This window comes from Weissella koreensis KCTC 3621, assembly GCF_000277645.1.
In genome coordinates this window covers 165,171-191,745 of record NZ_AKGG01000005.1, presented here as the reverse complement: position 1 = coordinate 191,745, position 26,575 = coordinate 165,171, and the positions used below count along the sequence as shown (strand labels likewise).

The 26,575-nt window shown below is 36.4% G+C and carries 28 protein-coding genes and 1 tRNA gene; 3 read left to right on the top strand and 26 right to left on the bottom strand.

Features of this window, described 5'->3' with window-relative positions:
• Positions 1-82: 82 nt before the first annotated feature.
• From mutS to JC2156_RS01580, 10 genes are read right to left on the bottom strand one after another with little or no spacing between them, the layout of a single operon-like run.
• Positions 83-2,656, bottom strand: a complete 2,574-nt coding sequence (gene mutS / locus JC2156_RS01625; protein WP_006845096.1) for a DNA mismatch repair protein MutS — start codon at positions 2,654-2,656, stop codon at positions 83-85.
• Positions 2,657-2,692: 36 nt separating this feature from the next.
• A complete protein-coding gene (locus tag JC2156_RS01620) occupies positions 2,693-3,244 on the bottom strand; it encodes a YceD family protein (RefSeq protein ID WP_006845095.1) in 552 nt (183 codons plus the stop codon).
• A 25-nt stretch (positions 3,245-3,269) separates the two neighbouring features.
• Entirely contained in the window at positions 3,270-4,454 is a 1,185-nt protein-coding gene (locus tag JC2156_RS01615; protein WP_006845094.1) for a nucleotidyltransferase, read from the bottom strand.
• A gap of 3 nt (positions 4,455-4,457) precedes the next feature.
• Positions 4,458-5,210 carry a class I SAM-dependent DNA methyltransferase gene (locus JC2156_RS01610; RefSeq protein WP_006845093.1) on the bottom strand — a complete coding sequence of 251 codons (753 nt, stop codon included), beginning with the start codon at positions 5,208-5,210 and terminating at the stop codon, positions 4,458-4,460.
• Complete coding sequence (gene rsfS, locus JC2156_RS01605; RefSeq protein ID WP_006845092.1) at positions 5,210-5,587, bottom strand: ribosome silencing factor; 378 nt, start codon at positions 5,585-5,587, stop codon at positions 5,210-5,212. The genes JC2156_RS01610 and rsfS overlap by 1 nt, the downstream gene beginning before the upstream one ends.
• A 19-nt stretch (positions 5,588-5,606) precedes the next feature.
• Entirely contained in the window at positions 5,607-6,200 is a 594-nt protein-coding gene (yqeK, locus tag JC2156_RS01600; protein WP_006845091.1) for a bis(5'-nucleosyl)-tetraphosphatase (symmetrical) YqeK, read from the bottom strand.
• The gene (locus JC2156_RS01595; RefSeq protein WP_006845090.1) at positions 6,193-6,831 is read right to left on the bottom strand and encodes a nicotinate-nucleotide adenylyltransferase; all 639 of its coding nucleotides are present in this window, start codon (positions 6,829-6,831) and stop codon (positions 6,193-6,195) included. Before JC2156_RS01595 ends, yqeK begins: the two co-directional genes overlap by 8 nt.
• A 27-nt stretch (positions 6,832-6,858) precedes the next feature.
• Positions 6,859-7,173 (bottom strand): ribosome assembly RNA-binding protein YhbY, encoded by a 315-nt coding sequence (gene yhbY / locus JC2156_RS01590; protein ID WP_006845089.1) that lies wholly within the window; start codon positions 7,171-7,173, stop codon positions 6,859-6,861.
• A gap of 2 nt (positions 7,174-7,175) precedes the next feature.
• Positions 7,176-8,318, bottom strand: a complete 1,143-nt coding sequence (yqeH, locus tag JC2156_RS01585) for a ribosome biogenesis GTPase YqeH (RefSeq protein WP_006845088.1) — start codon at positions 8,316-8,318, stop codon at positions 7,176-7,178.
• Positions 8,308-8,838, bottom strand: coding sequence for a YqeG family HAD IIIA-type phosphatase (locus JC2156_RS01580; protein ID WP_006845087.1), 531 nt, complete (start codon positions 8,836-8,838; stop codon positions 8,308-8,310). The genes yqeH and JC2156_RS01580 overlap by 11 nt, the downstream gene beginning before the upstream one ends.
• Before the next feature lie 190 nt (positions 8,839-9,028).
• On the opposite strand from JC2156_RS01580, the gene JC2156_RS01575 reads away from it, so the two are divergent.
• Positions 9,029-9,589, top strand: coding sequence for a lytic transglycosylase (locus JC2156_RS01575; protein ID WP_013989696.1), 561 nt, complete (start codon positions 9,029-9,031; stop codon positions 9,587-9,589).
• A 176-nt stretch (positions 9,590-9,765) separates the two neighbouring features.
• Here the strand turns inward: JC2156_RS01575 and JC2156_RS01570 are convergent, their stop codons facing one another.
• Together JC2156_RS01570 and gap are read right to left on the bottom strand one after the other, a co-directional pair.
• Positions 9,766-10,989 carry a phosphoglycerate kinase gene (locus JC2156_RS01570; RefSeq protein ID WP_006845085.1) on the bottom strand — a complete coding sequence of 408 codons (1,224 nt, stop codon included), beginning with the start codon at positions 10,987-10,989 and terminating at the stop codon, positions 9,766-9,768.
• Positions 10,990-11,134: 145 nt separating this feature from the next.
• Complete coding sequence (gene gap / locus JC2156_RS01565; protein ID WP_006845084.1) at positions 11,135-12,145, bottom strand: type I glyceraldehyde-3-phosphate dehydrogenase; 1,011 nt, start codon at positions 12,143-12,145, stop codon at positions 11,135-11,137.
• Positions 12,146-12,635: 490 nt separating this feature from the next.
• Here gap and JC2156_RS01560 point away from each other — a divergent pair.
• A tRNA-Arg gene (locus JC2156_RS01560) sits at positions 12,636-12,707 on the top strand.
• Between the two features lie 213 nt (positions 12,708-12,920).
• Here JC2156_RS01560 and JC2156_RS01555 read toward each other — a convergent pair.
• A complete protein-coding gene (locus tag JC2156_RS01555; protein ID WP_006845083.1) occupies positions 12,921-13,376 on the bottom strand; it encodes a hypothetical protein in 456 nt (151 codons plus the stop codon).
• Entirely contained in the window at positions 13,373-13,744 is a 372-nt protein-coding gene (locus tag JC2156_RS01550; RefSeq protein ID WP_006845082.1) for a helix-turn-helix domain-containing protein, read from the bottom strand. Before JC2156_RS01550 ends, JC2156_RS01555 begins: the two co-directional genes overlap by 4 nt.
• Before the next feature lie 158 nt (positions 13,745-13,902).
• Here JC2156_RS01550 and JC2156_RS01545 point away from each other — a divergent pair, with 158 nt between their 5' ends.
• On the top strand, positions 13,903-14,103 hold the full coding sequence (locus tag JC2156_RS01545) for an OadG family protein (RefSeq protein WP_006845081.1): 201 nt from the start codon (positions 13,903-13,905) through the stop codon (positions 14,101-14,103).
• Positions 14,104-14,187: 84 nt separating this feature from the next.
• Here JC2156_RS01545 and JC2156_RS01540 read toward each other — a convergent pair whose 3' ends face one another.
• The 12 genes from JC2156_RS01540 to JC2156_RS01485 all read right to left on the bottom strand — a co-directional run bounded on the left by JC2156_RS01540 (position 14,188) and on the right by JC2156_RS01485 (position 26,547).
• Positions 14,188-15,042 (bottom strand): DNA/RNA non-specific endonuclease, encoded by an 855-nt coding sequence (locus JC2156_RS01540; RefSeq protein WP_006845080.1) that lies wholly within the window; start codon positions 15,040-15,042, stop codon positions 14,188-14,190.
• A gap of 356 nt (positions 15,043-15,398) precedes the next feature.
• Positions 15,399-16,730, bottom strand: coding sequence for a phosphopyruvate hydratase (gene eno, locus JC2156_RS01535; RefSeq protein WP_006845079.1), 1,332 nt, complete (start codon positions 16,728-16,730; stop codon positions 15,399-15,401).
• Between the two features lie 80 nt (positions 16,731-16,810).
• Positions 16,811-17,620: a triose-phosphate isomerase gene (gene tpiA, locus JC2156_RS01530; protein ID WP_238530577.1), complete on the bottom strand. Its 810-nt coding sequence runs from the start codon at positions 17,618-17,620 to the stop codon at positions 16,811-16,813.
• 168 nt (positions 17,621-17,788) lie between these two features.
• Positions 17,789-19,516 carry a phosphoenolpyruvate--protein phosphotransferase gene (gene ptsP, locus JC2156_RS01525; protein ID WP_006845077.1) on the bottom strand — a complete coding sequence of 576 codons (1,728 nt, stop codon included), beginning with the start codon at positions 19,514-19,516 and terminating at the stop codon, positions 17,789-17,791.
• Positions 19,517-19,563: 47 nt separating this feature from the next.
• On the bottom strand, positions 19,564-19,827 hold the full coding sequence (locus JC2156_RS01520) for a phosphocarrier protein HPr (RefSeq protein ID WP_006845076.1): 264 nt from the start codon (positions 19,825-19,827) through the stop codon (positions 19,564-19,566).
• Positions 19,828-20,016: 189 nt separating this feature from the next.
• Positions 20,017-20,211, bottom strand: coding sequence for a hypothetical protein (locus JC2156_RS01515; protein ID WP_006845075.1), 195 nt, complete (start codon positions 20,209-20,211; stop codon positions 20,017-20,019).
• A 50-nt stretch (positions 20,212-20,261) separates the two neighbouring features.
• The gene (gene trxB, locus JC2156_RS01510; RefSeq protein ID WP_006845074.1) at positions 20,262-21,191 is read right to left on the bottom strand and encodes a thioredoxin-disulfide reductase; all 930 of its coding nucleotides are present in this window, start codon (positions 21,189-21,191) and stop codon (positions 20,262-20,264) included.
• 220 nt (positions 21,192-21,411) lie between these two features.
• On the bottom strand, positions 21,412-22,287 hold the full coding sequence (galU, locus tag JC2156_RS01505) for a UTP--glucose-1-phosphate uridylyltransferase GalU (RefSeq protein WP_006845073.1): 876 nt from the start codon (positions 22,285-22,287) through the stop codon (positions 21,412-21,414).
• A gap of 6 nt (positions 22,288-22,293) precedes the next feature.
• Positions 22,294-23,313 (bottom strand): NAD(P)H-dependent glycerol-3-phosphate dehydrogenase, encoded by a 1,020-nt coding sequence (locus JC2156_RS01500; RefSeq protein WP_006845072.1) that lies wholly within the window; start codon positions 23,311-23,313, stop codon positions 22,294-22,296.
• Between the two features lie 100 nt (positions 23,314-23,413).
• Entirely contained in the window at positions 23,414-24,346 is a 933-nt protein-coding gene (gene hprK, locus JC2156_RS01495) for an HPr(Ser) kinase/phosphatase (protein ID WP_006845071.1), read from the bottom strand.
• 14 nt (positions 24,347-24,360) lie between these two features.
• Positions 24,361-24,720 carry a phage holin family protein gene (locus JC2156_RS01490; RefSeq protein WP_006845070.1) on the bottom strand — a complete coding sequence of 120 codons (360 nt, stop codon included), beginning with the start codon at positions 24,718-24,720 and terminating at the stop codon, positions 24,361-24,363.
• A 396-nt stretch (positions 24,721-25,116) separates the two neighbouring features.
• Entirely contained in the window at positions 25,117-26,547 is a 1,431-nt protein-coding gene (locus tag JC2156_RS01485; protein WP_006845069.1) for an MFS transporter, read from the bottom strand.
• Between the last annotated feature and the right edge of the window lie 28 nt (positions 26,548-26,575).

Sequence of the window (26,575 nt, the reverse complement as noted above, 5' to 3'; positions counted from 1 at the left end):
TTAACTCACCTTAATCTTATATAATTTAGTTAATATATATTTAGTGTAGCACATCCCCATAACTTTGTGAAACAAAAAACAATTATTTTTTTAAAAGTTCTTGTAATTCATTTAATAACATCAATGCTTGGAAAGGCGTTGAATTTGCCAAATCGGCATTTTTAACCCGTTCCACGACTTTATTTTGTTCATAATCATCAGGCAATGTGTCAAATAATGACATTTGCGTTTTAGAGTCTAATTCATCAGTTAATTTCACAAGCTCAGGAATTTCAGTTTGCTCAGGTGTTTCCAATTGATTTAAAATCACTGTTGCTCGTTCAATCAATGTCTGAGGCAAGCCTGCTAATTTCGCGACATTGATTCCATAAGACTGATCAGCTGGTCCCGCTAAAACTTTGTGTGAGAAAATCAATTCTCCATTCTCTTCATGTGCGCCCACATGGACATTGAACAGTTGTGGTAGTTCTTGATCCAAACTAGTCAATTCATGATAGTGGGTTGAAAATAGCGTTTTAGCATGTACATTTTGATGAATATGCTCAATAATAGCTTGCGCTAGGGCCATTCCATCAAAGGTAGCCGTTCCTCGTCCTAATTCATCAAATAGAATTAAAGAATTTTTAGTTGCATTTTGTAACGCCGTATTTGCTTCCGACATTTCTACCATAAAGGTTGAATTTCCCGAAATTAAATCATCAGCTGCCCCAATTCTAGTAAAAATTTGATCAAAAATTGGTAAATCAGCACTTTGCGCAGGTACAAACGAGCCAATTTGAGCCATAATCACGGTTAAGGCCAATTGACGCATATAAGTTGATTTACCAGACATATTGGGTCCAGTAATCAGCATGATTTCTTGATTTTGATCCATCATAATATCATTGGCAACATAACTTTGATGCCCCAAAACTTTTTCAACAACGGGATGGCGTCCACCAACAATTTCTAAATGTTGTTTTTGATTAAGTCGTGGTCGCGTAAATTGATTTTTTTGTGCAACATCAGCTAGTGAAGTCAAAACATCTAACGTTGCGATTTGTTTAGCCAACCGTTGTAATCGTTTAATATTAAGCTTAATCTGTTCGCGTACTTGAGTAAATAATTGATATTCTAATTGGCTAGATTTCTCTTCCGCTTCTAAAATTTTTTGCTCATGTTCTTTCAATTCAGGGGTAATAAAACGTTCGGCATTAACTAAAGTTTGTTTTCGTGTATACCGATTATCATCTAATTTATCAATGTTCGCTCTAGTAACTTCAATATAATAACCAAAAACTTTATTAAAACCGATTTTCAAACTATTAATCCCAGTCGCTTCACGTTCGGTAGCTTCTAATTCAGCCAGCCATTGCTTTCCATTGTGCATGACATCTTGGTAAGCATCGAGCTGATCGTTATAACCTGCCTTTATCAACCCACCATCAGTAACTGACAATGGTGGGTCCTCAATAATGGCCGTTGAGATCAACGCTTCAAGATCCGTAACTGGGTCAATTTGACTGATTAACCCTCCAAAAACGGCAGGATCTAAATCTTCCAATAATTCCAAAATAGTAGGAATTTGACGTAAGGAATTACGAATCTGCAATAAATCACGGCCGTTTGCGCTACCGTATGCGACCCGACCAACCAGACGTTCTAAGTCATAAACACTTTTTAACGCACTTTGCAAATCATTCTCAATCAAAAAATTCTGCATGAATTGTTCAATTTTGTCATATCGACTCATTAAATTTTGTTGATCAATTAACGGTTGCTCAATCCATTGTTTTAATAGCCGTCCACCCATGGCAGTTTTAGTTTCATCCAAAAGCCACAACAATGTACCACTTCTTTGCTGTGTGCGTAAATTAACTGTTAATTCCAAATTAGCTCGTGAATTCCGGTCCATTTTTAAATATTGAGCAACTTCGTAAGCACGAGCTGGTTGAAGATGATCTAATGCTCGTTTTTGTGTCGTATGCAAATATGTGATTAAAATTTGGGCTGCCGTTAAACTAAGATCTGATAAATCCTGCACTAAATTTGCTTGATTATCTGGTACCGTCTCTAATGCTTGCGTTGAAACCATAATACCCAAATTCGTCAAAGAAGCGGTTAAATCTGCTGGCAAAATCTTATCAATAACAATTTCTTTCGCCGCTAAACGGGCGAGTTCATTCAGGACGGCAGTCGTTGAAATTAAATCAGTAGCTGCCATTTCACCTGTTGATAAATCAGTGTAAGCAAATCCATAATGATTAGCATCTTCGGACGTAATTCCCACTAAATAATTATTATCTTTAACAGACTCTCCATTCACGTTCATCCGCGTTCCAGGTGTAATCAATTGAACAACTTCACGTTTGACCATCCCATCGGCTTGACTTGGATCTTCCATTTGTTCCACTACAGCTACTTTGTAACCTTTATCCACTAAAATATCTATATAATTTTGAGCAGCATGATGAGGAACCCCTGCCATTGGGACTGGATTAGGTGAATTTTTATTTCGTTGAGTTAAAGTAAGTTCCAAGATTTGGGACCCCAAAATGGCATCCTCATTAAACAATTCATAAAAATCGCCTAAACGATAAAATAAAAAGGCATCGTGATACTGTGATTTAATTTCATTATATTGTTGCATCATCGGCGTTTCTTTACTTTTAACCATTTAAATCTCCTTGGTCCTTAATTATTGGTCTATTTTTTATTTATCTTTATCTTCAGATAATAAGTCAGCTAAACCGGCCAAAGGCGTATTAGTAGCTTGTTCTTCGCCATTTTCTTGTTCGGCTAAGTAATCATCTTCTGATATAACTTCCCATCCATCCCCAGTTGGCATAGCTTCTTCTTCTTCACCTTCTGCCAAGATTTGCAATGGGATTTGTAAGAAAATGTATTGTGCTAAGACTTCATTAAAATCAATAACATCATCTTTCACTAAAATAACAGATTCTTCAATCTCATACCGATCTGCATGTTCAGTTTCGCGAATGTAAACTTCGTCGATCATGAAGTCCAAAGGAAATTCTACTGGGCGAGCTGAACGAGTTGAAGGTGTTGTAAGTTGTCCTGTAACATGTGCATGGATAATAACATCATCGCGTTCCATACGTGCCCAACCTTGTACTTGAACAGGCTCCAAACTCAAAATAACATCCCCAAACATTTCTTTGGTCATGGCTTCTAAGTTTAATTCTTCTTGAAACTCCATTGGTTCTTGTTTATATTTTAATAACTCACTAAAATTCCATTTCATCTTCTTACTCCCTCTTCATTTTAAATTATTGTTTTCGATACGGTTGACGTTTAGTATCTTGTGGTTTTTCATCAGAATTACTTCGCAACATATTATATAAACGACCAGCTCTAAAATCTAGTTTTAAGAGACCCTTTAAATTATTTTGATCAACCTTACCAATAATCGGCAAAGTGAAATTTTTACGCCCATGTTTTAGCCATAACTGTCCGTTAGCATTAAAAGCCAAGGGTCGAATATAAGGTTGTTTCAAAGCAACCTTCATTTCAATTTCACTCACATTTAACAATAAGTATAAAATGCTCCGTTGCAGCCGACTATAGGTATATCGTTTACTTTTAAATTGTTGCATAAAGACATTCCAATCGATTTGCTTCGACTCAGCATTCTTTTCAACCGTTTCTAGAAGACGATATGCTAATCCATCATTTAACTGATAAATAGACTCCAATTGTTCTACCGGTGTCGTTAAGACTTTATAATGAAGTAAATTCCACATATTTGGTTCATAATCTAAAAATGGTGCCTCCATTAGTAATTGTTGCGTGCCCGTCGGCAATTGTTGGCTTAATTTTTCTTTGGGTAACCCATTCTTTAAAACATGTCGAATTCCTGAGGCACTCGCAAAGTCTTCGTCAGAAATTTGTGTAGCATGATATCCACTCCCCTGACGCTGTAATGGCATCAAGGCAACCTGATCTTGCGCGTCCAATTCAAGCACTGCTAATGCATAACTTAATCCCAATAAATCATTAGGTTCATTGATCGTGACGCCTAACTTATCCATTAAAACTGTATTAAAATTACTTGCATAAGTTGTCTGATAATTGTGAAATTCATCAGAATGAGTAGTTACATCCCGAACTGTTCGCGCTAATTTCATAAAATCCCATTGAGCGTGCTCTGCTCCAAAAACAATTGTGTCAACTCCTGCAGCTAACAAGATTTGAACTGCACCTTTAGCAAAAAAAGGACCTGGTTGAATTGAAAAAGCCACCGGCAATTCAATAACCAAATCCACTCCATTTTGAACCGCCGCCTGCGCTCGTTTCCATTTATCATACATCGCAGGAACCCCGCGCTGTACAAAATTTCCACTCATTACAGCAATTGCTGTTTCAGCCCCACTCATCGCCTTTGCTTGTTCGAGGTGGTATTCATGACCAGCATGAAAAGGATTATATTCGGTAATTAATCCAACTGCTCGCATCGGCTATCCTTTCTTATTTGCACTAAAAAACCAACGTGGTGTTTTTTCATCAGGCTTTGTTTGACGACCAAAATCACCAGTAACTTTAATATTTTCAAATCCCGCTTGTTCCAGGGCTTGAATATATTTTTTCAATTCATAAGTTTTTTCCGTATGAATTTCTGTTAATTGCTTATATCCGTCAATTTTCTCATCATATACAAAGAAAATTAATTCGTGCTCCACCGTATGTTCTTCACCTTCAACACCATATGAATTCCAAAGAAAAGCCGTTTCATCATCATGAAAATTATACATATATCCTGGATAATATTCATCGGTTTGATATGGTGAAATGACATCAAATAAGAACTGTCCACCGTTTTCTAAATGGTTAGCTACTTGTTCAAATGCCATTTTAGTTTCTGCTAAACTACCAAGATAATTAAATGAGTCAGCAAATGAAGTAATCGTTTGAAAATGATTTGGATAATCAGACCATTCTCGCATATCCCCTTGAATCAAGGGTAAATCCACTTCAGCCGCTTGCGCATTTTCCTGAGCTAAAGATAACATTTCAGTGGATAAATCAAAAACCGTCACATCATGGCCAGCTTTTATTAAGCGAATTGCTAAGCGCCCAGCACCACCAGCTAGTTCTAAAATCTTACCTTGCGGATTTTGAATATTTTTTTGTGCATACTGAAACCAGTCATCATAAGCTTCATCATCAAATAATTCATCATATAACTTTGCAAAGGTTTGATAATTTTCCATTAAAAGTCTTCCTCAATGATCCAGTCTGTGATATCAATCTCTTCACCTTGTTCAGACCAAAGTTGTTCCAATCCATAAAAATGACGTATTTCTTGTTTGAAAACATGAACGGTTAAATCACCGAAATCAAGAACAACCCATTCCCCAGAATCACGACCTTCATGTTGATGAACTTCAAATCCAGCTTCTTTCATTTGATCCATAATTTCTTGAGCAATCGCCAAGACTTGACGATTTGATGGAGCATCCATAATCAACATTACATCAGTAAAGATTGAAGTTTCATGTATGTCCAAGGCCACTAAATCTTCAGCCCGCTTTTGGTCTCCAGCTTTTACAGCTACTTCTAACATTTTCATCATTGTGGTTTCAATCATAATTATTTATTTTCCATTCTTATTTGGTTGACCATGTATTATAGGTCAATAGTGACAAAGGGAAGACCCTCTGTTTATTTTTAATTAAATATTCTAATGTATGTTGGGCTTGCCAACCAACACTAGCAGCTAAGTCTTCAAATGCTAAAGCTCTTACTTCATCAACCCCGGGGAAGTCTCTGGCACTTTCAATATAATCAGCCATAAAAATAATTTGTGACACGAGCGTCATTTCTTCAGCCCCCGTAGTATGTTGGCGGACTGCATCTAAAATAATCGAATCATTAATTCCTAATTCACTTCGAATCATTTCTGCTCCAACAACTCCATGCCAAATATTATTTCCCCAAGGTAATAAGCTAGTGGATAGATGATATTCTTTTATAGCTTCGATAAAATCTTCATCGGAACGTTCTTTTGTATAATCATGTATCAATGCAGCTATCGAAACAATTTCAGCTTCGACTTGCCATTTTTCCGCTAACTTCAAGGCCATCGTTTCAACTCGTAATACATGTTGATATCGATAATCTGATAAAGCAGCTCGTACGGTTGATAGTAATTCTAAACGAGTCCCAGGATAATAACGTTTTTGATACTCTAAGTTATTCATTTTGATACAGCCCCTTCTCTACAATATAAGCCGCCACTAAATCTGGTACTAAATAACGAACACTTTGTTTTTCTTTAATTCTTTGCCGAATTTTAGTAGAGCTAATATCAAGATTAGAAACAGTTACAAATTCAACTGGATAATCAGTCACTGGATGTTCTTGTCCTGGACGATTAACCCCAACAAATTGCACCATTTGGCTTAATTCTTCAATTCTATACCAAGTTTTAAGGTAAGCAACCTCATCGCCACCAATTATAAAGTAATAATCATAATTTGGATGAATTTCATTTAAATAACGCATAGTGTCATAAGAATAGCTAATTCCACCACGGTTAACCTCTGCCTGTTCCAACTTAAAATGTTGATTACCATAAATTGCTGCTTTGACCATTTGGGCACGATCAGATGCATCGATGGCCATTTTGGGATCCACATGTGGCGGTGTTGAATTTGGCATAAAATAAACTTGCTCAAGCTGTAAATCAGAGGCTACCTGTTCAGCAATAATAAGATGCCCCAGGTGTGGAGGATTAAACGTACCACCGATAATACCAACACGGTGTCGCTCTTGATCTAATTCAGTAGCTACTTGTGTTTTTGGAGCTAAAGTATTCACTGTTTTAATCATAAGATCCCCCTTTTGATTTACTATAGCTTATATCTTTTGTACTGCAATTGAGTAGTTACGATACTTTGGATCACGTGCTTGATCAAACAAAACTAAAGTGTGCCCAATGGTTTGGACAACTTGAATTGAAGAATTTGATTCAATAAATTCCTTAACTTCATCAACTGTTACATCAGAATTATTCAAAATATTAACTTTAAATAATTCGCGTTTTTCCATGGCTGAACCTAATTGTTCCAACCAATTTTCCGTTAATCCTTGTTTCCCAACACTAAAGAGGGGATTCATAGAATGAGCTGAAGCTCTTAAATAACGTTTTTGCTTTCCGCGTAATTCAATCATTTTTATATCATAGCCTTTCGTGTCAAAACTGAAACTCCTTTTGGTGCCCAAGCTGCAACAACAACTTGACCCGGTACTGTAACCCAGCCCAATCCATCAATCACAATATCAGTCTTTTCAGTTGTTTTAAATTCATGTCTTTTCAATGGTGGTAGATCTTCTAAATTCACTTTTTCAGGTGGTGTCAATAATACACCCGCGTGCTTAACATAAAATTGATCTGCATTATCTAATTTGGTCCGATGAATCGGTAAATTATTTTCAAAATATGCCGTAATTCCAGATTTGGGTCCCTGAATAAAATCAAATCGGGCCATTGCTCCCATAAAGAGTGTTTGTTCGGCATTCAATTGATATGTTCTTGGTTTTAATTCCTTTTGGGGTGAAACATATTTTAAATCTTGAGGTGTAAGATAATGAGCCATTTGATCTGGATGAATAATTCCAGGAGTATCAATAATATTTGATTGATCATCCAATGAAATCTCAATTCGATCTAATGTAGTTCCTGGGAAACGTGATGTAGTGATAACATCATTCTTTTCACCAGTAACATCCTTAATGATTTGATTAATCAAAGTTGACTTACCAACATTAGTGACCCCTACTACATAGACTGAACGTCCAGCTCGATATTTTTCGATCATATCTAATAATGCAGGTACATCATCACCATTTTTACCAGAAGTTAAAGCAATATCAATGGGGCGCAAACCAGCTCGGTTAGCTTGTTGACGCATCCATTCTTTGATTTTTGCTCGTCTTAAGGCATGGGGTAAGATATCAACTTTATTTCCCACAAGCAAAACAGGATTGCTTCCAACGAAACGATGTAGACCAGGAATAAGTGATCCACTAAAATCAAAGACATCCATCACATAAACGACCAAGGAATCTGTCGTTGAAATTTGATCCAAAAGACGACGGAAATCATCATCCGTTAAATCAACCGGTTGAATTTCATTATAATGTCTTAACCGGAAACAACGCTGGCATAGCACTTCCCCGTTTTCAAACCCTTTTTTTAGCGCAGACATGGGAGTATATCCAACTTCCCCTGGCCTATCGGTTTGAATTTCAGCCCCACAACCAATACACCTAAGGCCTTCGCTTAAATAATTTTGTACTTCAGTTTCACTTATCAAGATTTTTCCTCCATTTTAGATCTGGATTTTGCTTTAACATCTTCTTTTTAACCCCTTTTTCCAAAAAACGATTAATTTTAGTGTTCCATTGGTCTGTTTCAATCAGCGGTTGAACTAATATACTGCGCATTCCCATATTATTAGCCGCCCAAACATCCGTCAAAAGTTGATCGCCAACCATCACAACCTCATTTGTTGTAAGATCAAGCTTTTTAATTGCCATCTTCAATCCTTTAGTTAGTGGTTTTAAAGCCCTCCCAACAAATAGGAGATCAAGTGGTTTAGCCACTCGTTCAACTCGATCATCAGAATTGTTAGATACAATAATAACTGGAATACCCGCCTGATCCATTAATTGCAGCCATTGATGAAGTTGTTCTGTGCCATCTGGGTTGTTCCAAGCAATCAGAGTATTATCTAAATCAGTCAAAATAGCTTTGATACCATGCGCTTCTAATTCAACTGGTGTTAAATGATAAATTGCTTCAACCATCCAAGTTGGTGTAAATGAACCAGCCATCGAGATTCCCTCATTTTCTTTTTTAGTCTGTTATTTTTTAATTATACGCTAGTTTCTAATGTCAATAAAGCGATAAAATAAACTAAGTTTTTAAATTCGATTTAAGACTTTATAATTTAATGCTATCTACTTTCATTCAATGATAAACTAATACTATTAAATCTAAAATAATTTAAGTAGGGTATTGATTATGTCAAAAAAAACTAAACTAGTACTTAAGCGAATCGCCATTTCTATTGTAATATTCCTTGTTACTTTTTTCCTAGCATTTACCATTACACGAGGACTACATAAGTTGTTTCATCATGAACCAACTGCAACAGCGACATCAAGCAAGATCACCCAAAAGGTTAAAAAAACAAGTTCAAGTTCCTCAAGTCACAAAACTAGTACAAAAAAATCTACAAAAATAGCAACAACTAAAGTTTACACCGTTGAAGCTGGCGAGACGATTGATACAATTGCCACTAAGTTTAATACTTCTTCTAAAAAACTTAAAAAATTAAATCCTAACATCGATTGGGCAACTCTCCAAATTGATCAAATTATTGAAGTTCCTAATAATACTACCAGCACCACTGAACTAGATACAACTACAGTTGCATCTGATGATTCACAGTCTTATGTGGTTACCCAAGGTGATACATGGTATCGAGTCGCTGTTAATAATAATCTAAGTGTTAGTGAGTTACAGAATCTAAATCCTAATGTTACCAGTTTAAAAACTGGTGAAGCAATTCGTGTCCAATAAGATTTCATTGAAATTAAATCTACCAAACTACTATGTAAAACTATCCATGCGCTGGGGATTTTTATATAGTTTTTTTATTTCAATAAATTTAAATTCATCAAAATAAAAAAATCCATGAAAATTCAATAAAAAATTGAATCATCACAGATTAATCATTATTAATGTTTATTAAAAGATTACTTTTCTGAAATAGCAGCAATTCCAGGTAATGTCTTTCCTTCAAGGTATTCCAATGAAGCACCACCACCAGTAGAGATGTGGCTCAAACGATCAGCCACCCCAAGTTGTTGAACAGCAGCCGTTGAATCTCCACCACCAACAATAGTTGTAGCTCCATTTTCAGTTACTTCAACCAACTCTTCACCGATTGCAAGAGTTCCTCTAGCGAAGTTAGTCATTTCAAAGACACCCATTGGGCCATTCCATACAACAGTCTTCGCATCAGCTAAGACAGACTTGAAAAGTTCAATTGACTTAGGACCAATATCAAGTCCCATGTAGCCATCTTTAATACCTTCTTCACCAGCAGTATAAGTGTCAGCATCATTATTAAATGCATCAGCCGCAATGGCATCCACAGGCAATACCAACTTATCTCCAGCTTCAGCGATCAATTGCTTAGCTAATTCAACCTTGTCTTCTTCAAACAAAGAATTCCCAATTGCCTTACCATTAGCAGCGTCAAAGGTATAAGCCATTCCACCACCAACAATAACTTTATCAGCCTTCTTCAAAAGATTTTGGATAATTGTAATTTTATCAGAAACTTTAGCTCCTCCGATAATAGCAACGAATGGACGTTCTGGTTCTTCAACAGCTCCACCTAAGAACTTAATTTCCTTTTCCATTAGGAAACCAGCAGCAGTTTGTTCAATGTTAGCTGCGATACCAGCATTTGAAGCGTGTGAACGATGGGCAGTTCCAAAGGCGTCGTTAACAAATACGTCACCTAATGAAGCCCAGTACTTTCCCAATTCGGGATCATTCTTTGATTCGCGCTTAACTTCAACGCCATCAACAACATCTTCGAAACGAGTATTTTCAAAGACCAAAACTTGGCCATCTTCAAGATTGTTAATTGCTTCTTCAAGTTCAACACCTTCAGTAGCAGGTACAAAAGTAACGGGTTGTCCCAATAAATCAGCCAACTTTTGTGCAACTGGCTTCATTGACAAACCTTTTTTATCTTCTTCACTCTTTACTCGAGCCAAGTGAGAGAACAAAATGGCACGTCCGCCTTGTTCCAAAACATATTTAATAGTTGGCAAAGCTGCAACGATTCGGTTGTCATTAGAAACAACCACTTCTCCGTCTTCTTCCTTCAATGGAACATTGAAGTCAACTCGCATCAAAACTTTTTTACCTTTTAATTCTAAATCTTCGACTGTTAATTTAGCCATTTTCAAAAAATCCTCTTTTTTCTATAATTTAGTATTACTAGTTTATTATACCGTAATTCCAATATTAATATGCACTATTTTCAATAAAAAAACAGACGTTTAGATTCCTCCAACCGCCTGTTTTCTTGCTTAAATTAGCCTAATTTTACAATTGTGCCAAGTGCAATAAAGTACGAACCATGTTTGAAGTAAATCCGTATTCATTGTCATACCAAGCAGCAGTTTGAACCAATTGCTTGTCACCAACAGTGATAATCTTAGTCAAAGTTGGGTCAAAGACAGCACCGTGAGTATCTCCAATGATGTCTGAAGAAACAATTTCGTCTCCGTTATAACCGAATGAAGGAGTCTCGTACTTCTTAACAGCATCGTTAATCTCTTCAACAGTAACAGTCTTTGACAAAACAGTAGTCAATTCAGTGATAGAACCGTCAACAACACCAACACGTTGTGCATGTCCATCCAACTTACCCTTCAATTCAGGAACAACAAGTCCGATAGCCTTGGCTGCACCAGTTGAGTGAGGGATAGTGTTAACTGAAGCTGTACGGTTTGAACGAGCCTTCTTACCCTTAGGTCCATCCAAAATCATTTGAGTAGAAGTAAAGGCGTGAACAGTTGTCATCAAACCAAGTTCGATTCCAAATTCAGCATTCAAAGCGTTTGCCAATGGTGCCAAAGATTGTGTAGTACATGAACCTGCAGAAACGATTGTGTCATCTGCTTTCAAAACATCTTGGTTAACACCATAAACAACAGTAGGAACATCACCGGCTGGGGCTGAGATAAGAACCTTCTTAGCACCTGCATCCAAGTGAGCTTGTGACTTTTCTGCTGAAGTGTAGAATCCAGTTGATTCCAAAACGATTTCAACACCGTCATTTGCAACCCACTTCAAGTCTGCAGCATTACGTTCTGCGTAAACTGTGATGTGGCGTCCATCAACGATGATACCAGTTTCGTCTGCTGAAACTTCAGCATTCAAAGTTCCGTGAGTTGAGTCATACTTCAATAAGTAAGCCAACATTGCAGGGTTAGTCAAGTCGTTAATTGCAACAACTTCAATATCATCTGCTGTACCTTTTAATTCTAAGATACGGCGGAATGCCAAACGTCCAATACGGCCGAAACCGTTGATACCAATTTTAACAGTCATGTGTAAGAAGCCTCCAAGTATATTTTTGTTAACGTTTTTTACAACTATTATTTTACGCTATTTTCGATCAATTCGCAAATCAAATCAGGCATCATTTCTTGAGATTGTGAAATTTTTATATAACAGTATTGTATGCAAGCGTTTCCAATGGCTATTTAACCATATTTGTATTGTTCATCATTAGCTGATTCTGTCTGCTTTTTCAATTTACGGAGAACTTGTCCTTATTAATTTCAATCAAACTTTGTGAAGGCTTCACATTTAACATGACTCCAAGCCCTTAGTAGCTTTATTATTACTGCTCGTTATGTAATAGTCCATTTATTTAATTTTTAATCATTGTAAATCACCTTTACAAGGTTTAAAGACAAACTAAATTTAAATATCAACATTTAAAAAAGGTTGATAACATCCTTCTATTCAGGTCTTGTTAATTAATCATTAACTTGTACTTGTTCAATAATTTATGATATAATTATCGAGTTGTTAAGCGCGCCTAGTGTAATGGATATCACGTGAGATTCCGGTTCTTGAGATGAGGGTTCGATTCCCCCGGTGCGCATAGCTAATATTTAAAATCCCAAATTATCACCGTTATCTTTGGTAATTTGGGATTTTTTATATCTTAAATTACCAAAAAAGGCACCCAAATAAAAGAGTGCCTAAAATAGTATTTTTAACAAAGATATTTAAATCATTATTATGTATCTATTTTACAGAAAAGATTATGTTAACCCATAACCCTAAACCACATTTACTAAAAACTTTTCAGGAATTAATTAATTAATCCTTGCCGTTCATAATAAGCAACTGTCTCTTCCGCAAATTCGCGATCATATCCCAATTCGTCCATGATCATCCATGGTTCAAAAGATTGATCGGGATATTTCTGGACTAGTTTTAAAATAGTTTTTTCGTTAGTCATGTATTCAATAATAGATTCACGTGCATCAACTTCATCATTATTGGCATGCAATTCATCATAATCCAAGTGATTGCCTAGATCAGAAATAGCATGAAAGTACTCTTCAACTAACGTTTTTGCCTTATCAAAAATACTTAAATCTTTATCCACAAATATAAAAGCATTATTTCCTTTTAAAAAAGTAACCCCTTCTAATTGAGTTTCTTTATATAAAGGTACCGTATCTGAAATAATCGGCGTTAATTTATATTGTCTTAAATCTTCTTCTACTCGAATCAATAATTCATCGTATTCGTTACTATTCATTGACGATCCTCATAATCTGCAACTAATCCTTCAACATACGACTTAGCCCGATCAATAATTCTTTGTCGATCATAAGCTGGTAAACGTGATAAATCAATTCCCCAATGCGCAGCAACGAGCGTTGGTTCTTCGTTATTTTGATCCTTATTTTCTTGATCTTCAACTAATTCATATTTTCCGACTCCAAAGAAGTTAGCCATTAATTCAAGTTTATCAATCCGCGGATACGTTTTACCATTTGACCAATCAGAAACAGTAGCCGTTGACACACCAATTGCTTCAGCAAATTTAACTGCTGTTATTCGGTTTTCTTTCAATAACCGTTTAATGTTACGTCCCATGATGATTCGACCTTCTGAACTTGCCATATTAAACTCCTAGTGTAATTTATTTTACATTATTATAAACTGAAACTTAATTTATTTCAAGGTTAAACCTAATTAGCTCTTGAAATAAAGTTAAACCTAATATACAATAAGATTATTCATTAAAAGCTAAGTTATTTGCTATTATTCTGGAGGCATTCATGTATTCAAACTTTTTCATTTCATTAATTACCGTCTTCTTCTTCATCTTAATTCTAGTTGGTTTATATACCTTAACCAACTTCATCATTCATTTCTTTAAACGCTATTGGCGCGGTTTTTATCGTATGTCCCGATATTTATACAAGCGACTGCATGGTGAACCAGAATCAGATGCTATGCACTATGCAATGCATCATTAACCTTATTATTTATATATAAATAGGACTACTTTATTTGATTTTTGGGGAACCCCTAGTGAATAAAGTAGTCTTATTTTTTATTTTCTAGTTAATTTTACCTGCACCAGTTTGATAATTAATCGTTACCCCTGGTTGTACATTTGGAATTAAAACATTAATTTGAAGTGTTCCATCTGAAGACTTAGCTTCAATGTGATTCACCGATGGCACTAAATTATTACCAGTATAAAGGGGCGTTACTCGATAACGAACCTTCTTATTTGAATCTAGTGCTTTACGAACTAAACTTTCATAATAATTTTGTCCAGTGTTTTGATCATTTCCATTAGAAGATTGATTAGCCCAAGCAGTCTGCGTAGTAATATTTTGCGGATTAGCCTCACTGGCATCAAATCCATTAATATTCCCAGCTAATGCATATCCAATAGAATGTCCACGATTATACAGGACCTGACTTTTACCATTAATTCTTAGTTGTTGCCAACCGACCGGATTAATCGTACGATTATTACCGGTTTCTTGACGATTACGATATTGGCGACTTGATCTTGATAACCATGCATTCGCTGCACCTGGCCGTCCTTGTTGATCTTGACGCGCCAATTGAACATATGGAGCTGATGAAACATTTGCATTTAAATTAGTTTTATTTTGATCAACAACAAACGCACCGGTTCCATTATATTTAATGGTTTGAGCCCGGACTTGATTTTTTACATCATCCGTCAAAACTGAAGTAGCCAAGCTTTCAGTCGGCTTTTGATCATTTACTGAACCATATTCAACTTTTTCATCAGTTTTGACCGTTTCAGTCGCATAGTTATCATTTATTGAAGAGTCCTTCTGATGTTGATTTTCTAAATATCCTCCAGTAGCCACTACGACAGCTGCTAATAAGCCATACCACTTTTTATAATTTATCCTTTTTTTACGACTCATCTACTCAAACTCCTTCTTCATGATCTTGGTATCTCACCTCATATATCAACAATTCATAAAATTATATTTATAAAAAAATATATACTCAAGACCAGCTTAATTTAAATTTGATATTCCATGGCTAAACTAATATTTTTAATTATTTTTTATAATCATACAGTTTTACAATTATTTACCATTTCAATTAAATTTCACCAATTAGTAGCATATTTGTATAGTTTTTAGTAATTGGTAACCGTCTGCTTCATTCATTTGGATAATTATTTTTATATTGTAATTTAAAAATGAAACAAAAAAAGAGGCTGGACAAAAATTGTCACGGCCTCTCTAAATTAACATTAATTGCTTAATTTTTATTACTTGTAGTTGATGATTGCTGCCTTAGCATCTTTATCGATGTTGTAGAAGCTGTTAATACCCTTGTAATCAGCTACAACAGGAGTCAACAAATCTTCAATACGCATCAATTGGTTATACTTAGCAATACGATCAGTACGTGACATTGAACCAGTCTTAATTTGACCAGCATTAGTTGCAACAACTAAGTCTGCAATGGTTGTATCTTCAGTTTCACCTGAACGGTGTGAAACAATCGCTGTGTAACCAGCTTCTTTAGCCATTTCAATAGCTTCCATTGTTTCAGTCAATGTACCAATTTGGTTAACCTTGATCAAGATAGCATTGGCAGCGCCCATGTCGATACCCTTCTTCAAGTATTCCGTATTAGTAACAAAGAAGTCATCACCAACCAATTGAACCTTGTCTCCAAGCTTATCAGTCAACTTAACCCAAGCATCCCATTCGTTTTCATCCAAAGGATCTTCGATTGAAACGATAGGGTACTTTTCAACTAAGTCTGACAAGTATTCGATGAATTCGTCAGTTGTGTATTCCTTCTTATCAGGTTCTCCATCCAAAACGTAAAGCTTACGTTCTGCATCAAAGAATTCTGATGAAGCAACGTCAAAGGCGATAGCAATATCTTTACCAGCAGTGTAGCCAGCATTTTCAATAGCCTTCAACAAGTATTCAAATGGTTCTGCGTTTGACTTGAAGTCAGGAGCAAATCCACCTTCATCACCAACAGCAGTTGAGTGACCTGAAGCCTTCAACAATGCTTGCAAAGCATGGAAAGTTTCTGATCCCATACGAATAGCTTCGGCCATCGTCTTAGCCCCAACAGGCATGATCATGAATTCTTGGAAATCAACAGAGTTAGCAGCATGTGCTCCACCATTGATAACGTTCATCATTGGAGTTGGCAAAGTATGAGCATTGAAACCACCAAGGTAGTTGTACAATGGAGTTCCCAATTCATCAGCAGCGGCACGAGCAGCAGCAATTGAAACACCAAGAATGGCGTTGGCTCCCAACTTAGCTTTAGTTGGTGTACCATCTAAAGCGATCATTGTCTTATCCAACAAAACTTGATCAGTAACATCCATACCAATCAACTTGTTCTTAATCGTAGTGTTGACGTTTTCAACAGCCTTCAAAGTTCCTTTTCCAAGGAACCGGCTCTTGTCACCGTCACGAAGTTCAACAGCTTCGTGTTCTCCAGTTGAAGCTCCTGAAGGAACGATTCCACGACCGAAACCACCTTCTTCAGTGTAAACTTCAACTTCAACAGTAGGATTACCACGTGAATCCAAAACCTCACGTGCATAAATATCAGTAATTGCAGACATTTGTATTCTCCTTACAAATTATATAATTAGTAGTTGGGTTGTAATACCCATCACAAAGAGAATTATACCATATTTTTACATTAAAACTCATCAAGTCGTCTAATTTTTGTAAGAAGTGCTCGATTTGCTACTTGGCATAATTCAATAAAATTGTCTGGGTCCAGTGCTGAATCACCAACTAAGACCCCATCAATATCATCTTGAATCATTAATTCATACGCATTTTCTGGTTTCACTGAACCACCATACATAATGCGCACGGCATTTGCAACATCCCAATCATACATATCAGCTAAAGTTAGACGAATTCGTCGCAAGCTAAATTGTGCTAATGCCGGGGTCATGGCTTGACCACTCCCAATTGATGCAGTCGGTTCATAGGCAATAATAACGGATTTGGCTACTTCCGCAGAAATACCTTCTAAAGATTCAATAACTTCATTTACCACCCAGTGAGATCGATCATTATCATCTTTAGGTTTAATTGCTTCATCAATTGCAATAATAGGAATTAAATTATGTTGTAAAGCAGCCTGTGCCTTTAAATTAACTTTTTCATCTGTTTCACGAAAATAATTTCGTCGTTCAGAATGACCAATAATCACATATGTAACACCCAAATCTTCTAAAGCTGCAGGGGAAGTTTCACCAGTAAAAGCACCACGATCTTGCCAATACATATTTTCAGCACCAATTGAGATATCCGTCTGTTTGGCCGCTTCAACCATTGCAGGCAATAAAACATCCTGACCTGCTAAAACGGGAATCACATCAGGATAGCGTCTCAGCGGATTTGCAATTTTTTGAATATAAGCTGACGATTCACTTGGTAACTTGTTCATCTTCCAATTCGCAATAACCAGTGGGCGTCGATTCATCATTTCCATCATGCTGCTCCCTTCACCAATAGCATAAACACATTATACCAAAAATAATAATTTAACAATATAAATAAGTTTATTAAGCCATTCACAAGGTTTCGTTAAACTATACCAATTACATTTAAATAAAAATAAATCGCATATCCTCATCTCATGTAAGGCTATACGATTTTTTAGTTACTTTAAGTTCAAAGTATCCTCAACCAATTTTTTAACTTCTTCGTTGCTATCCATATTCAAAGCTTTTTCAGCTAATTTAGCCATTTCTTTAGAATCTAGAGATTTTAGAAGTGCTCGCGTTTGAAGGACAGAAGTTGATGACATTGAAAATTCGTCTAATCCCATTCCTAACAAAAGTGGAGCCGCAATTTGATCTCCAGCCATTTCTCCACACATTGCAACAAATTTATTGTATTTATGTGCAGCGTCAATTACATTTTTAATCAAACGCAAAATTGAAGGATTATATGGTTGATATAAATAAGAAACGTGTTCATTACCACGATCGGCAGCCATTGTATAGGCTATTAGATCATTAGTTCCAATTGAAAAGAAGTCAACTTCCTGAGCAAATCGGTCAGCAAGCATGGCAGCAGCAGGAATTTCAATCATGATTCCTAGCTTAATATCATCTGAAACAGCTACACCAGCTTGAACTAATTTTTGCTTTTCATCATCAAAAATATCACGTGCGGCTCTAAATTCAGAGAGTGTCGCAATCATTGGGAACATAATCCATAGTTCTCCATAAACTGAAGCCCGCAATAAGGCACGTAACTGTGTCCGGAAGATATCTGTCCGATCCAATGAAATTCGAATAGCCCGATAACCCATAAAGGGATTTTCTTCTTTTGGTAATGGTAAGTAAGGCAAATACTTGTCCCCACCAATATCCATAGTTCGAACTGTGACTGGTTTGTCACCCATTCCATCTAAAATCGTTTTATAGGCTTCAAATTGAGCATCTTCTGATGGTAATTCAGCCGAATCCATATATAAGAATTCAGTCCGATAAAGTCCTATACCTTCAGATCCACTTTCAAGAACGCCAGCCAAATCCTTAGGCGTCCCAATATTAGAACCAACAATTAATTTTTTACCATCAGCTGAAACTGAAGCTTCATTTTTAAGTTTCGACCATTCGAGCTTTTTAGCATTATAATCATCTGACTCTTTTTGTGCCTCTTTGATTTCAGTCTCTTCCGGATTAACTACAGCGGTTCCATCTAACCCATTAAGAATCAAAATATCCCCATCGTTAATATCCTGTGTTGATGTTGCTGAACCAACAACTGCTGGTATCTCCAATGTTCGTGCCATAATAGCCGCATGAGCAGTTCTACCACCCAAATCGGTAATAAATCCCTTAACAAATTTTCGATCAAGTTGCGCAGTATCCGACGGTGTCATATCCTTAGCAACAATTACAACCTCATCTTGAATCAAAGCTGGATTTGGTAATTTTTTACCTAATAAATGAGCCAAAGCCCGCTTAGTAACATCTCGAATGTCTGCAGCTCGTTCTGCCATATAAGGATTGTCATCAGCCATTCCTTCAAACATATCAATATACATGTCAGTTACACTTTTCAGTGCACTTTCAGCATTAACATGTTCTGTTTCAATTACATTATTAATTCCACCAATTAATTCAGGATCTTCTAGAACCATAATATGAGCGGTAAACACTTCTGCTTCTTCCGCTCCCATATTTTGACTAGCTTTATCTCTGATTTGTTCCAAATCTGTCTTTGAAACAGAAAAGGCCGCTTCTAAGCGGCCCTTTTCTGATTGCACGTCATCAATTGTAACTTGCTCAAAAGACAAATCAGGATCCACTAACTTATAGGCTTTCGCAATTGCAACGCCATTTGACGCAGCAATTCCTTTGATCACTTGTGCCATAATTTGGCTCCCCCTCATTTATGCAACAATTTTATTACAAGTAAAAATTATGCTAATCCTTCATTTGTCATTGTTTGTCCAATGGCTTCGATTGCTTCAGCAGCATCGTCACCATCAGCTGAAATTTTAACATCAGCATGTTGTCCAACACCCAAAGACATTACACCCATGATTGACTTTAAATTAACGTCCTTACCATCGTATGATAAAGTGATATTTGATGAGAACTTTGATGCTGTTTGAACCAACAAAGTAGCTGGGCGAGCGTGGATACCTGTTTCGGCTGTAATGTGAAATTCGCGTGATTCCATGATAAATGTACTCCCTTTTATTTATATTTAATTATTTATGATAATCCGGATATAGTCCTTCTTACCTTATCTATTATAACGATATTTTCTTTTTTTTGCAAACGGTTACAGTCCGCATTTTAACAACACCTATCAAAAACAATAAAGGTCTTATTAAACAGAACAATTTTGATCAATAAATTATATGAATTAGTTATCATTATTCTCTGAAAAATTAGCCCGGCGATAAGTGATCAAACCATTCCGGCCTGCGATTCCTCGAATAGCATTTTGATATGGATAACTTCGCCAAACTTCATAAAAATCCGGAAATTGACTAGGCTCCAATTTAAATTCTTTAATTTCATCCATCCTTAATTGTTCTAATAATTTATTATAATCCATCTATGAATTCCTCGATATGTTTTTTTAATAAATTAACTGATTGATTTTTACTAATCTTTTAGACTTTCAATATATGCATAGGCATTCTGACCTGCAATTGCTGCATCCCCAACGGCTGTTGCAATTTGCCTTAACTCTTTAGATCGAACATCTCCTAGTGCAAAAATACCAGGTTGTTTTGTTTCCATCCGTTCATTCGTTACAATCCAATTTTCTTCATCAGTAATGTCTAAATTCATAAACGGTTCAGTTACTGGCAAAAGTCCAACATAAATAAAGACTCCAGCGGTTTCAAACGTTGAACGTTCTTGCGTTTGATTATTAATCAGTTTTACTCCTGTTACCTTTTGATCAGTTCCAATCACTTCTTCAACTTCAGTATTCCACATAAAATCAATTTTATCATTAGAAAAAGCCCGATCTTGTAGGATCTTTTGAGCACGAAGTTCACCACGTCGATGAATAACGGTGACATGGTCAACAATTCTTGCTAAGTAATTAGCTTCTTCAATCGCAGAATCACCGCCACCAACTACAATAACATTTTTACCTTTAAAAAAGGCACCATCACAAACTGCACAATAGGAAATACCTCGACCGTTATAGGTATCTTCTCCTGGAACACCTAACTTTTTATATTGTGAACCGGTAGCAACAATCACAGAATCAGTGGTGTATTCATCCATATCAGTTACAATTTTAAAAGTTTTATCCGATTGTGGCAAAACCTGTTCTACATTGCCAAACGTATATTCAACTCCTAATTTTTCCGTAGCCGCATACATTTTTTCAGATAATTCAGGTCCTTGAATTGACACGTAGCCTGGATAATTTTCAATTTCAGCGGTATTGTTCATTTGACCACCATAAATTCCACGATCTAACATCAACGTTTTTAAATTAGCACGGGCAGTATAAATTGCTGCTGTCATTCCACCGGGGCCGGCTCCAATCACGGTTACTGCAAAATGTTCACTCATTTGATGCCCTCCTGTTTAAAGATAACTTCTACATCTTGAATCAAGTTTATTCCAAAATTATAACGCATTTACTATGCAATTTCAGTATATACCCGAATCAACTATATTGATGTAGTGTAGTACATCAATTTAAATTAACATGAAGTTATCAAATAATTACCATTAATTAAAAAAGAGGTCCGAATATCTTATTCTTACCTCTTCTTAAAATTATAATGATTTAGTCTAAGGTTTTAGCTAAATCTTTAATGTATTGCTTCAAAGCTGCACCTGTTTGTGGGTGTTCCAAACCAAATTCAATATTTGTTGTTAAGAAACCGATCTTTGATCCAATGTCATAACGATGTCCCTTAAATTCATGAGCATAGACATGTTGACGTTGGTTCAAAGAATCAATAGCATCAGTCAACTGAACTTCGTTTCCCTTACCTGGCTTAGTCTTTTCTAGTTCTTCAAAAATTTCTGGTGTTAATAGATACCGTCCGATAATAGCCAAATCAGAAGGTGCATCTTCTGGCTTAGGCTTTTCCACGAATGTTGAAACTTTATGCAATCCAGGTGTTACTTCAGTATCTGGTGCAATCACTCCATATTCAGAAACTTGATCATGTGGCACCTTCATAACCGCTAAGGTTGAATCACCAGTTTGTTCATAGCGTTCAATTAATTGCTTAGTTAATGGCTTTTCATCAGTCATTAAGTCATCCCCAAGCATTACAACGAATGGTTCATCACCAATAAATGCTTTAGCTGTCAAAACTGCATCCCCTAATCCCCGTGGATGTGATTGACGGATAAAGTAAAGATTAATATCAGTTGTTTCTTGAACCAACTTCAATAATTCATCCTTACCTTTTTCTTTCAAATTGTTTTCCAATTCAGGATTTGAGTCAAAATGATCTTCAATTGAACGTTTTGATTTTCCATCAACAATGACGATATCTTCAATTCCTGAAGCCAAAGCTTCTTCGATGATAAATTGAATTGTAGGCTTGTCAACAATGGGTAACATTTCTTTTGCTAAAGCCTTTGTTGCAGGCAAAAAACGTGTTCCCAATCCGGCTGCTGGAATAACTGCTTTACGTACTGGTTTCATTATATTTTACTTCCCTTCGTGGTGCAATGGACGATCCATTAATTCTCTAATTACAATTTTGGGGTCGCGATCTTCATAAATAACCTGATAGACTGCTTCTGATATTGGCATTTCAACTTGCTTAGTTTGTGCTAAATCATGCACCACCTTAGTTGTTGAAATTCCTTCAATCACCATTCCCATATGTTCAATCACTTCTTCTTTACTTAGTCCCTCACCTAATTGCATTCCCGCACGAAAATTACGTGAATGTGTAGATGTAGCAGTAGCAAATAAATCACCAACTCCTGCTAAGCCCATAAAGGTCATTGGACTAGCGCCATAAGCTTTTCCTAGCTGTGCCATTTCATTTAAGCCTCGAGTAAACAAGGCCGCTTTCGCATTGGCATCATAATTTAAACTTTGCAAAGCTCCTGCCGCAATGGCAATTACGTTTTTCAAAGCGCCACCCAACTCGGCCCCAACAATATCATCATTGGTATAAACCCGAAATGTTGAATTACTCATCACACGTTGAACTCGTTCTGCCACGGCCAAATCTTCGCTAACCGCTGTAACAGTTGTCGGATCATGTTTAATAACACCCTCAGCGTGTGAAGGGCCTGCGATAACTGCGATACCTGCCAAATATTTAGCCTCAATTTCTTCGGTAATCATTTGACTCGCAAACTTATATGTTGATGGTTCCAGCCCCTTGGTTGCGGCCACCACAATCGATTTTTGCTGTAATTGTTCCAGTGCTTGATTCAACAAGTTAGCCACTTCACGGGTCGCCTTAGTAGGAACAACACTCAAAATAATCTCTGCTCCATCAACCGCAGTTAACAAATCAGTCGTCGCACTAATGCTCGCTTGTAAAACACGGTCTCCTAAATATTCTTTATTTGTATGTTGTATATTAATTTCGTCAACTGTGACCGCACGATGGCCCCAAATTTTGACTGCATGTCCATTTTCTGCCACAACATTAGCTAAAGCCGTTCCCCATGAACCAGCCCCTAATACTGCCACCTTTATTTGATCCATGTCATTTCTCCCCAATGGTTTTAATTAAATCACTCTTATAGGTTATCATATTTTATCATCTTTTAAAATCTATATTTAAGCGCTTTCAATAATGATTTTGTTAGTCTTTTGAATTTTCTTCGATTAATTTATTCAAATTTTGATTAAACGTTTCAGTTGCATCAAATCCCATCTTCTTAGCTCGAAAGTTTTTGGCTGCAGTTTCAATCAAAACAGCTAGATTTCTTCCAGTTTGAACTGGCAAAACCATTCTTGGCAAACTTACACCTTGGATTGAAATATGATCTTCACCATTTCCTAAACGGTCAAATTTTGTATCTTTATCCCACTTAGCAAGGTGAAGATTAAATGAAATATTAGAATGATCACGAACAGCCCCTGCACCAAATAAGTTCAATACGTCAATAATACCGACGCCTCGTAACTCCATTAAATTTCTTAAAATAGCTGGCGCTTCACCAACTAAATGCTTTTCATCACGTTGATAAATATCAACTCGATCATCCGCAATTAATCGGTGTCCACGTTGAACCAATTCCAAAGCTGTTTCTGATTTTCCAACACCAGAATCACCGGTAATTAAAATTCCTAATCCATAAAGATCCACCAAAACACCATGCATTGATTGACGTTCTGCTAACTCCCCAGATAAATAGTATGTCATATTTGCTAAAATTTGAGACGATGTTAATTCAGTCGCCAAGACCGGAATTTCAGATTCATTGGCAGCTTTTAAGAACTCAGCTGGTAATTTGCGACCTGTTGAAATCACAAATACTGGAGTTTTTTCGCCCATCATTTTACGCGCAATCATTAATAATTCATCATGATTCATTCGTTCAGCAAATGAGGTTTCCGTAATCCCCATCAACTGTACACGCTCTGGTGCATAATAATCAAAATAGCCTGTCATCTCCAGACCAGGTCGTGAAATATCGGCGGTTACAATTTTACGATTCAACCACTCTTCACCTTGCACAACCTCTAAACGGGTATTTGCTAATAGATCTTTCACTTGAATTGTTTTTGCCATAATAGCTCCTAATTTTAGCGACTAAAAAAATCTGATAAAATCGCATTAACTAGCGACATAATCAAAGAAATAAAGAAGGCCCATCCAAAACTAGTAAATTGAAAACCAGGTCCGACAAACCAACTAGTCATCCATAAAACAAACGCATTAACCACGAATGAAAATAAACCAAACGTAAAAAAGGTCAATGGTAAACTTAAAATTTGCAAGACTGGACGCACAAAGACATTTAAAACACCCAAAATTACGGCAGCCATGAAAGCACTCCACAAGCTTTGTACATAGAGGCCTTGCTGAAATAATCCTGCTAAAGCTAACAGAATAATCATATTAATTATCACTCGCTGTAAAAATGAAAAACGCTTTAGTCCCATGCATAAATCCTCTTTTTCTTCCTTATTGTCTTTCATTATACCAAAAGAATAGTCCTATGCCATTATTCCTATGCTATTTTATAATATATCATAATAAAAAATAATTAACTTCCGCTAATTTTTCATCAAATAAAAAAACCTAACAAAAACCCCGCAACTCGAAGTTACGGGGTTTCATGTTTGGCGTTGTTGATGTAAGACCTGCATCAACTCAGGAGTTAGTTTTACCTAACTGTCGACGTACACCAACTTATTGCTAAGTTGTAGTCTGTGCAGCAAGTTTAGTTCCACAACTTCCCTTGCACCAACCACCATTCGGGTGTTAACGTTGGCCGTCTGTAAAAGATTATCGTAATAATCTTTCTCGACTCATCGCATAAAATATATTATAGCAAACTAATTCTTATTGTGCAATCTTAAAATCAAACGGTAACCTGTCAAAGACCAAGCAATTAATACTAAAAACATTCCAAAGAACATCGCGAAATGTAATCCATTCACGAAGACTGTCGGATGGCCCACTGGATACGTGGTGACTTGATGTCCCATTTGCTTAGACATTGAGATGTAAAGTGTTGTTGTTACAATTGTGGTTCCAGAAATCATTCCCACATTACGAGCCAAAGCATTAATGGCTCCCGCAACTCCTAATTGTGATTTAGGTGCATTTGACATCGTAATTGCGTTATTAGGAGAATTAAAGAAGGATGTTGAGAATCCAGTCCAAGCACTTAACATCGCCACAAAATAAAGTGGGCTTTGATCAGTCATAAACAACCAACCTGACATCCCTAAGGTAATCCCCGTTAAAGCAAAGAATGTAACATATTCACGATCAAATCGATCGGCAATCACCCCTGCAATGGGTGTCCCAATTAGCATAGCTAAAGGATATGACATCATATACATTCCTGCTACGCCTGGCTTAATTTGCCGCAAGTTTTCCAAGTAAAAGGGCAAAAGTACATTAATAAAGAAACCTGAAGCAAAGACCAAAAACGATGTAATGACTGACAGAGTAAACATTTTTTCTTTAAAAATTGATAGATCAATTAATGGTTTTGAAGTTCGTTGTTCCCATTTAATAAATGAAATCAACAAAATTATACTCAAAATATAACTAACAATCGGTAATATTGCTGTGAATCCTTGCTCTTGTGCCACATTAATTCCACCAAAGAAAATTGCGATCATCATGAAAAAAATAATTGTCCCAATCCAATCAATCGTTAAAAGCTCTTTGGTCCGATTAGTTTTTGGAAAAATAAATTCACCTAAAACAATTGTGATTAAACCTAATGGTACATTAATCCAAAAAATAAAAGGCCACTTCAAAATTGATAAAATCAAGCCTCCCACAGCTGGTCCTGCGATTGATCCTAATGATACAAACATAGCAATGGTTGCCATCGCTCGTGCCCGCATGTTAGCTGGTGCGACCGATGTTGAGATCCCAAAAGAGTTGCTCATTGTCATAGAAGCTCCCACTGCTTGAACCACTCGGGCCAATAACAAAAAGCCTAATCCTAAATTAATTCCCGCTAAGAGCGAACCTAATGTAAAAATATAAGTCCCCCACTTAAAGACGCGAATTTTACCAAGTTGATCCCCTAAATTACCAAACAAGGTTAAAAGTCCTGATATGGTAATTAAATATATTGAAACTGACCAAGTAGCCTGATTCATCGGGATAGATAAATCATTTGCCATCACGGGCAATGCAATATTAACAATTGATGCATCCAAAGTGGACATAAAGGTAAACATACCTAATGCAACCAAGATTAAATTAACCCTTCGTGGTGATAATTGTGTATTCTCTTCCATATGATTTACTTCCTTTTAATTTTTTCAA

Excerpts from the sequence above, each read along its gene's own strand:
- mutS (WP_006845096.1), bottom strand. The coding sequence starts at position 2,656 with ATGGTTAAAAGTAAAGAAACGCCGATGATGCAACAATATAATGAAATT.
- JC2156_RS01620 (WP_006845095.1), bottom strand. The coding sequence starts at position 3,244 with ATGAAATGGAATTTTAGTGAGTTATTAAAATATAAACAAGAACCAATG.
- JC2156_RS01615 (WP_006845094.1), bottom strand. The coding sequence starts at position 4,454 with ATGCGAGCAGTTGGATTAATTACCGAATATAATCCTTTTCATGCTGGT.
- JC2156_RS01610 (WP_006845093.1), bottom strand. The coding sequence starts at position 5,210 with ATGGAAAATTATCAAACCTTTGCAAAGTTATATGATGAATTATTTGAT.
- rsfS (WP_006845092.1), bottom strand. The coding sequence starts at position 5,587 with ATGATTGAAACCACAATGATGAAAATGTTAGAAGTAGCTGTAAAAGCT.
- yqeK (WP_006845091.1), bottom strand. The coding sequence starts at position 6,200 with ATGAATAACTTAGAGTATCAAAAACGTTATTATCCTGGGACTCGTTTA.
- JC2156_RS01595 (WP_006845090.1), bottom strand. The coding sequence starts at position 6,831 with ATGATTAAAACAGTGAATACTTTAGCTCCAAAAACACAAGTAGCTACT.
- yhbY (WP_006845089.1), bottom strand. The coding sequence starts at position 7,173 with ATGATTGAATTACGCGGAAAGCAAAAACGTTATTTAAGAGCTTCAGCT.
- JC2156_RS01580 (WP_006845087.1), bottom strand. The coding sequence starts at position 8,838 with ATGGCTGGTTCATTTACACCAACTTGGATGGTTGAAGCAATTTATCAT.
- JC2156_RS01575 (WP_013989696.1), top strand. The coding sequence starts at position 9,029 with ATGTCAAAAAAAACTAAACTAGTACTTAAGCGAATCGCCATTTCTATT.
- JC2156_RS01570 (WP_006845085.1), bottom strand. The coding sequence starts at position 10,989 with ATGGCTAAATTAACAGTCGAAGATTTAGAATTAAAAGGTAAAAAAGTT.
- gap (WP_006845084.1), bottom strand. The coding sequence starts at position 12,145 with ATGACTGTTAAAATTGGTATCAACGGTTTCGGCCGTATTGGACGTTTG.
- JC2156_RS01555 (WP_006845083.1), bottom strand. The coding sequence starts at position 13,376 with ATGAATAGTAACGAATACGATGAATTATTGATTCGAGTAGAAGAAGAT.
- JC2156_RS01550 (WP_006845082.1), bottom strand. The coding sequence starts at position 13,744 with ATGGCAAGTTCAGAAGGTCGAATCATCATGGGACGTAACATTAAACGG.
- JC2156_RS01545 (WP_006845081.1), top strand. The coding sequence starts at position 13,903 with ATGTATTCAAACTTTTTCATTTCATTAATTACCGTCTTCTTCTTCATC.
- JC2156_RS01540 (WP_006845080.1), bottom strand. The coding sequence starts at position 15,042 with ATGAGTCGTAAAAAAAGGATAAATTATAAAAAGTGGTATGGCTTATTA.
- eno (WP_006845079.1), bottom strand. The coding sequence starts at position 16,730 with ATGTCTGCAATTACTGATATTTATGCACGTGAGGTTTTGGATTCACGT.
- tpiA (WP_238530577.1), bottom strand. The coding sequence starts at position 17,620 with ATGATGGAAATGATGAATCGACGCCCACTGGTTATTGCGAATTGGAAG.
- ptsP (WP_006845077.1), bottom strand. The coding sequence starts at position 19,516 with ATGGCACAAGTGATCAAAGGAATTGCTGCGTCAAATGGCGTTGCAATT.
- JC2156_RS01520 (WP_006845076.1), bottom strand. The coding sequence starts at position 19,827 with ATGGAATCACGCGAATTTCACATTACAGCCGAAACAGGTATCCACGCT.
- JC2156_RS01515 (WP_006845075.1), bottom strand. The coding sequence starts at position 20,211 with ATGGATTATAATAAATTATTAGAACAATTAAGGATGGATGAAATTAAA.
- trxB (WP_006845074.1), bottom strand. The coding sequence starts at position 21,191 with ATGAGTGAACATTTTGCAGTAACCGTGATTGGAGCCGGCCCCGGTGGA.
- galU (WP_006845073.1), bottom strand. The coding sequence starts at position 22,287 with ATGAAACCAGTACGTAAAGCAGTTATTCCAGCAGCCGGATTGGGAACA.
- JC2156_RS01500 (WP_006845072.1), bottom strand. The coding sequence starts at position 23,313 with ATGGATCAAATAAAGGTGGCAGTATTAGGGGCTGGTTCATGGGGAACG.
- hprK (WP_006845071.1), bottom strand. The coding sequence starts at position 24,346 with ATGGCAAAAACAATTCAAGTGAAAGATCTATTAGCAAATACCCGTTTA.
- JC2156_RS01490 (WP_006845070.1), bottom strand. The coding sequence starts at position 24,720 with ATGGGACTAAAGCGTTTTTCATTTTTACAGCGAGTGATAATTAATATG.
- JC2156_RS01485 (WP_006845069.1), bottom strand. The coding sequence starts at position 26,547 with ATGGAAGAGAATACACAATTATCACCACGAAGGGTTAATTTAATCTTG.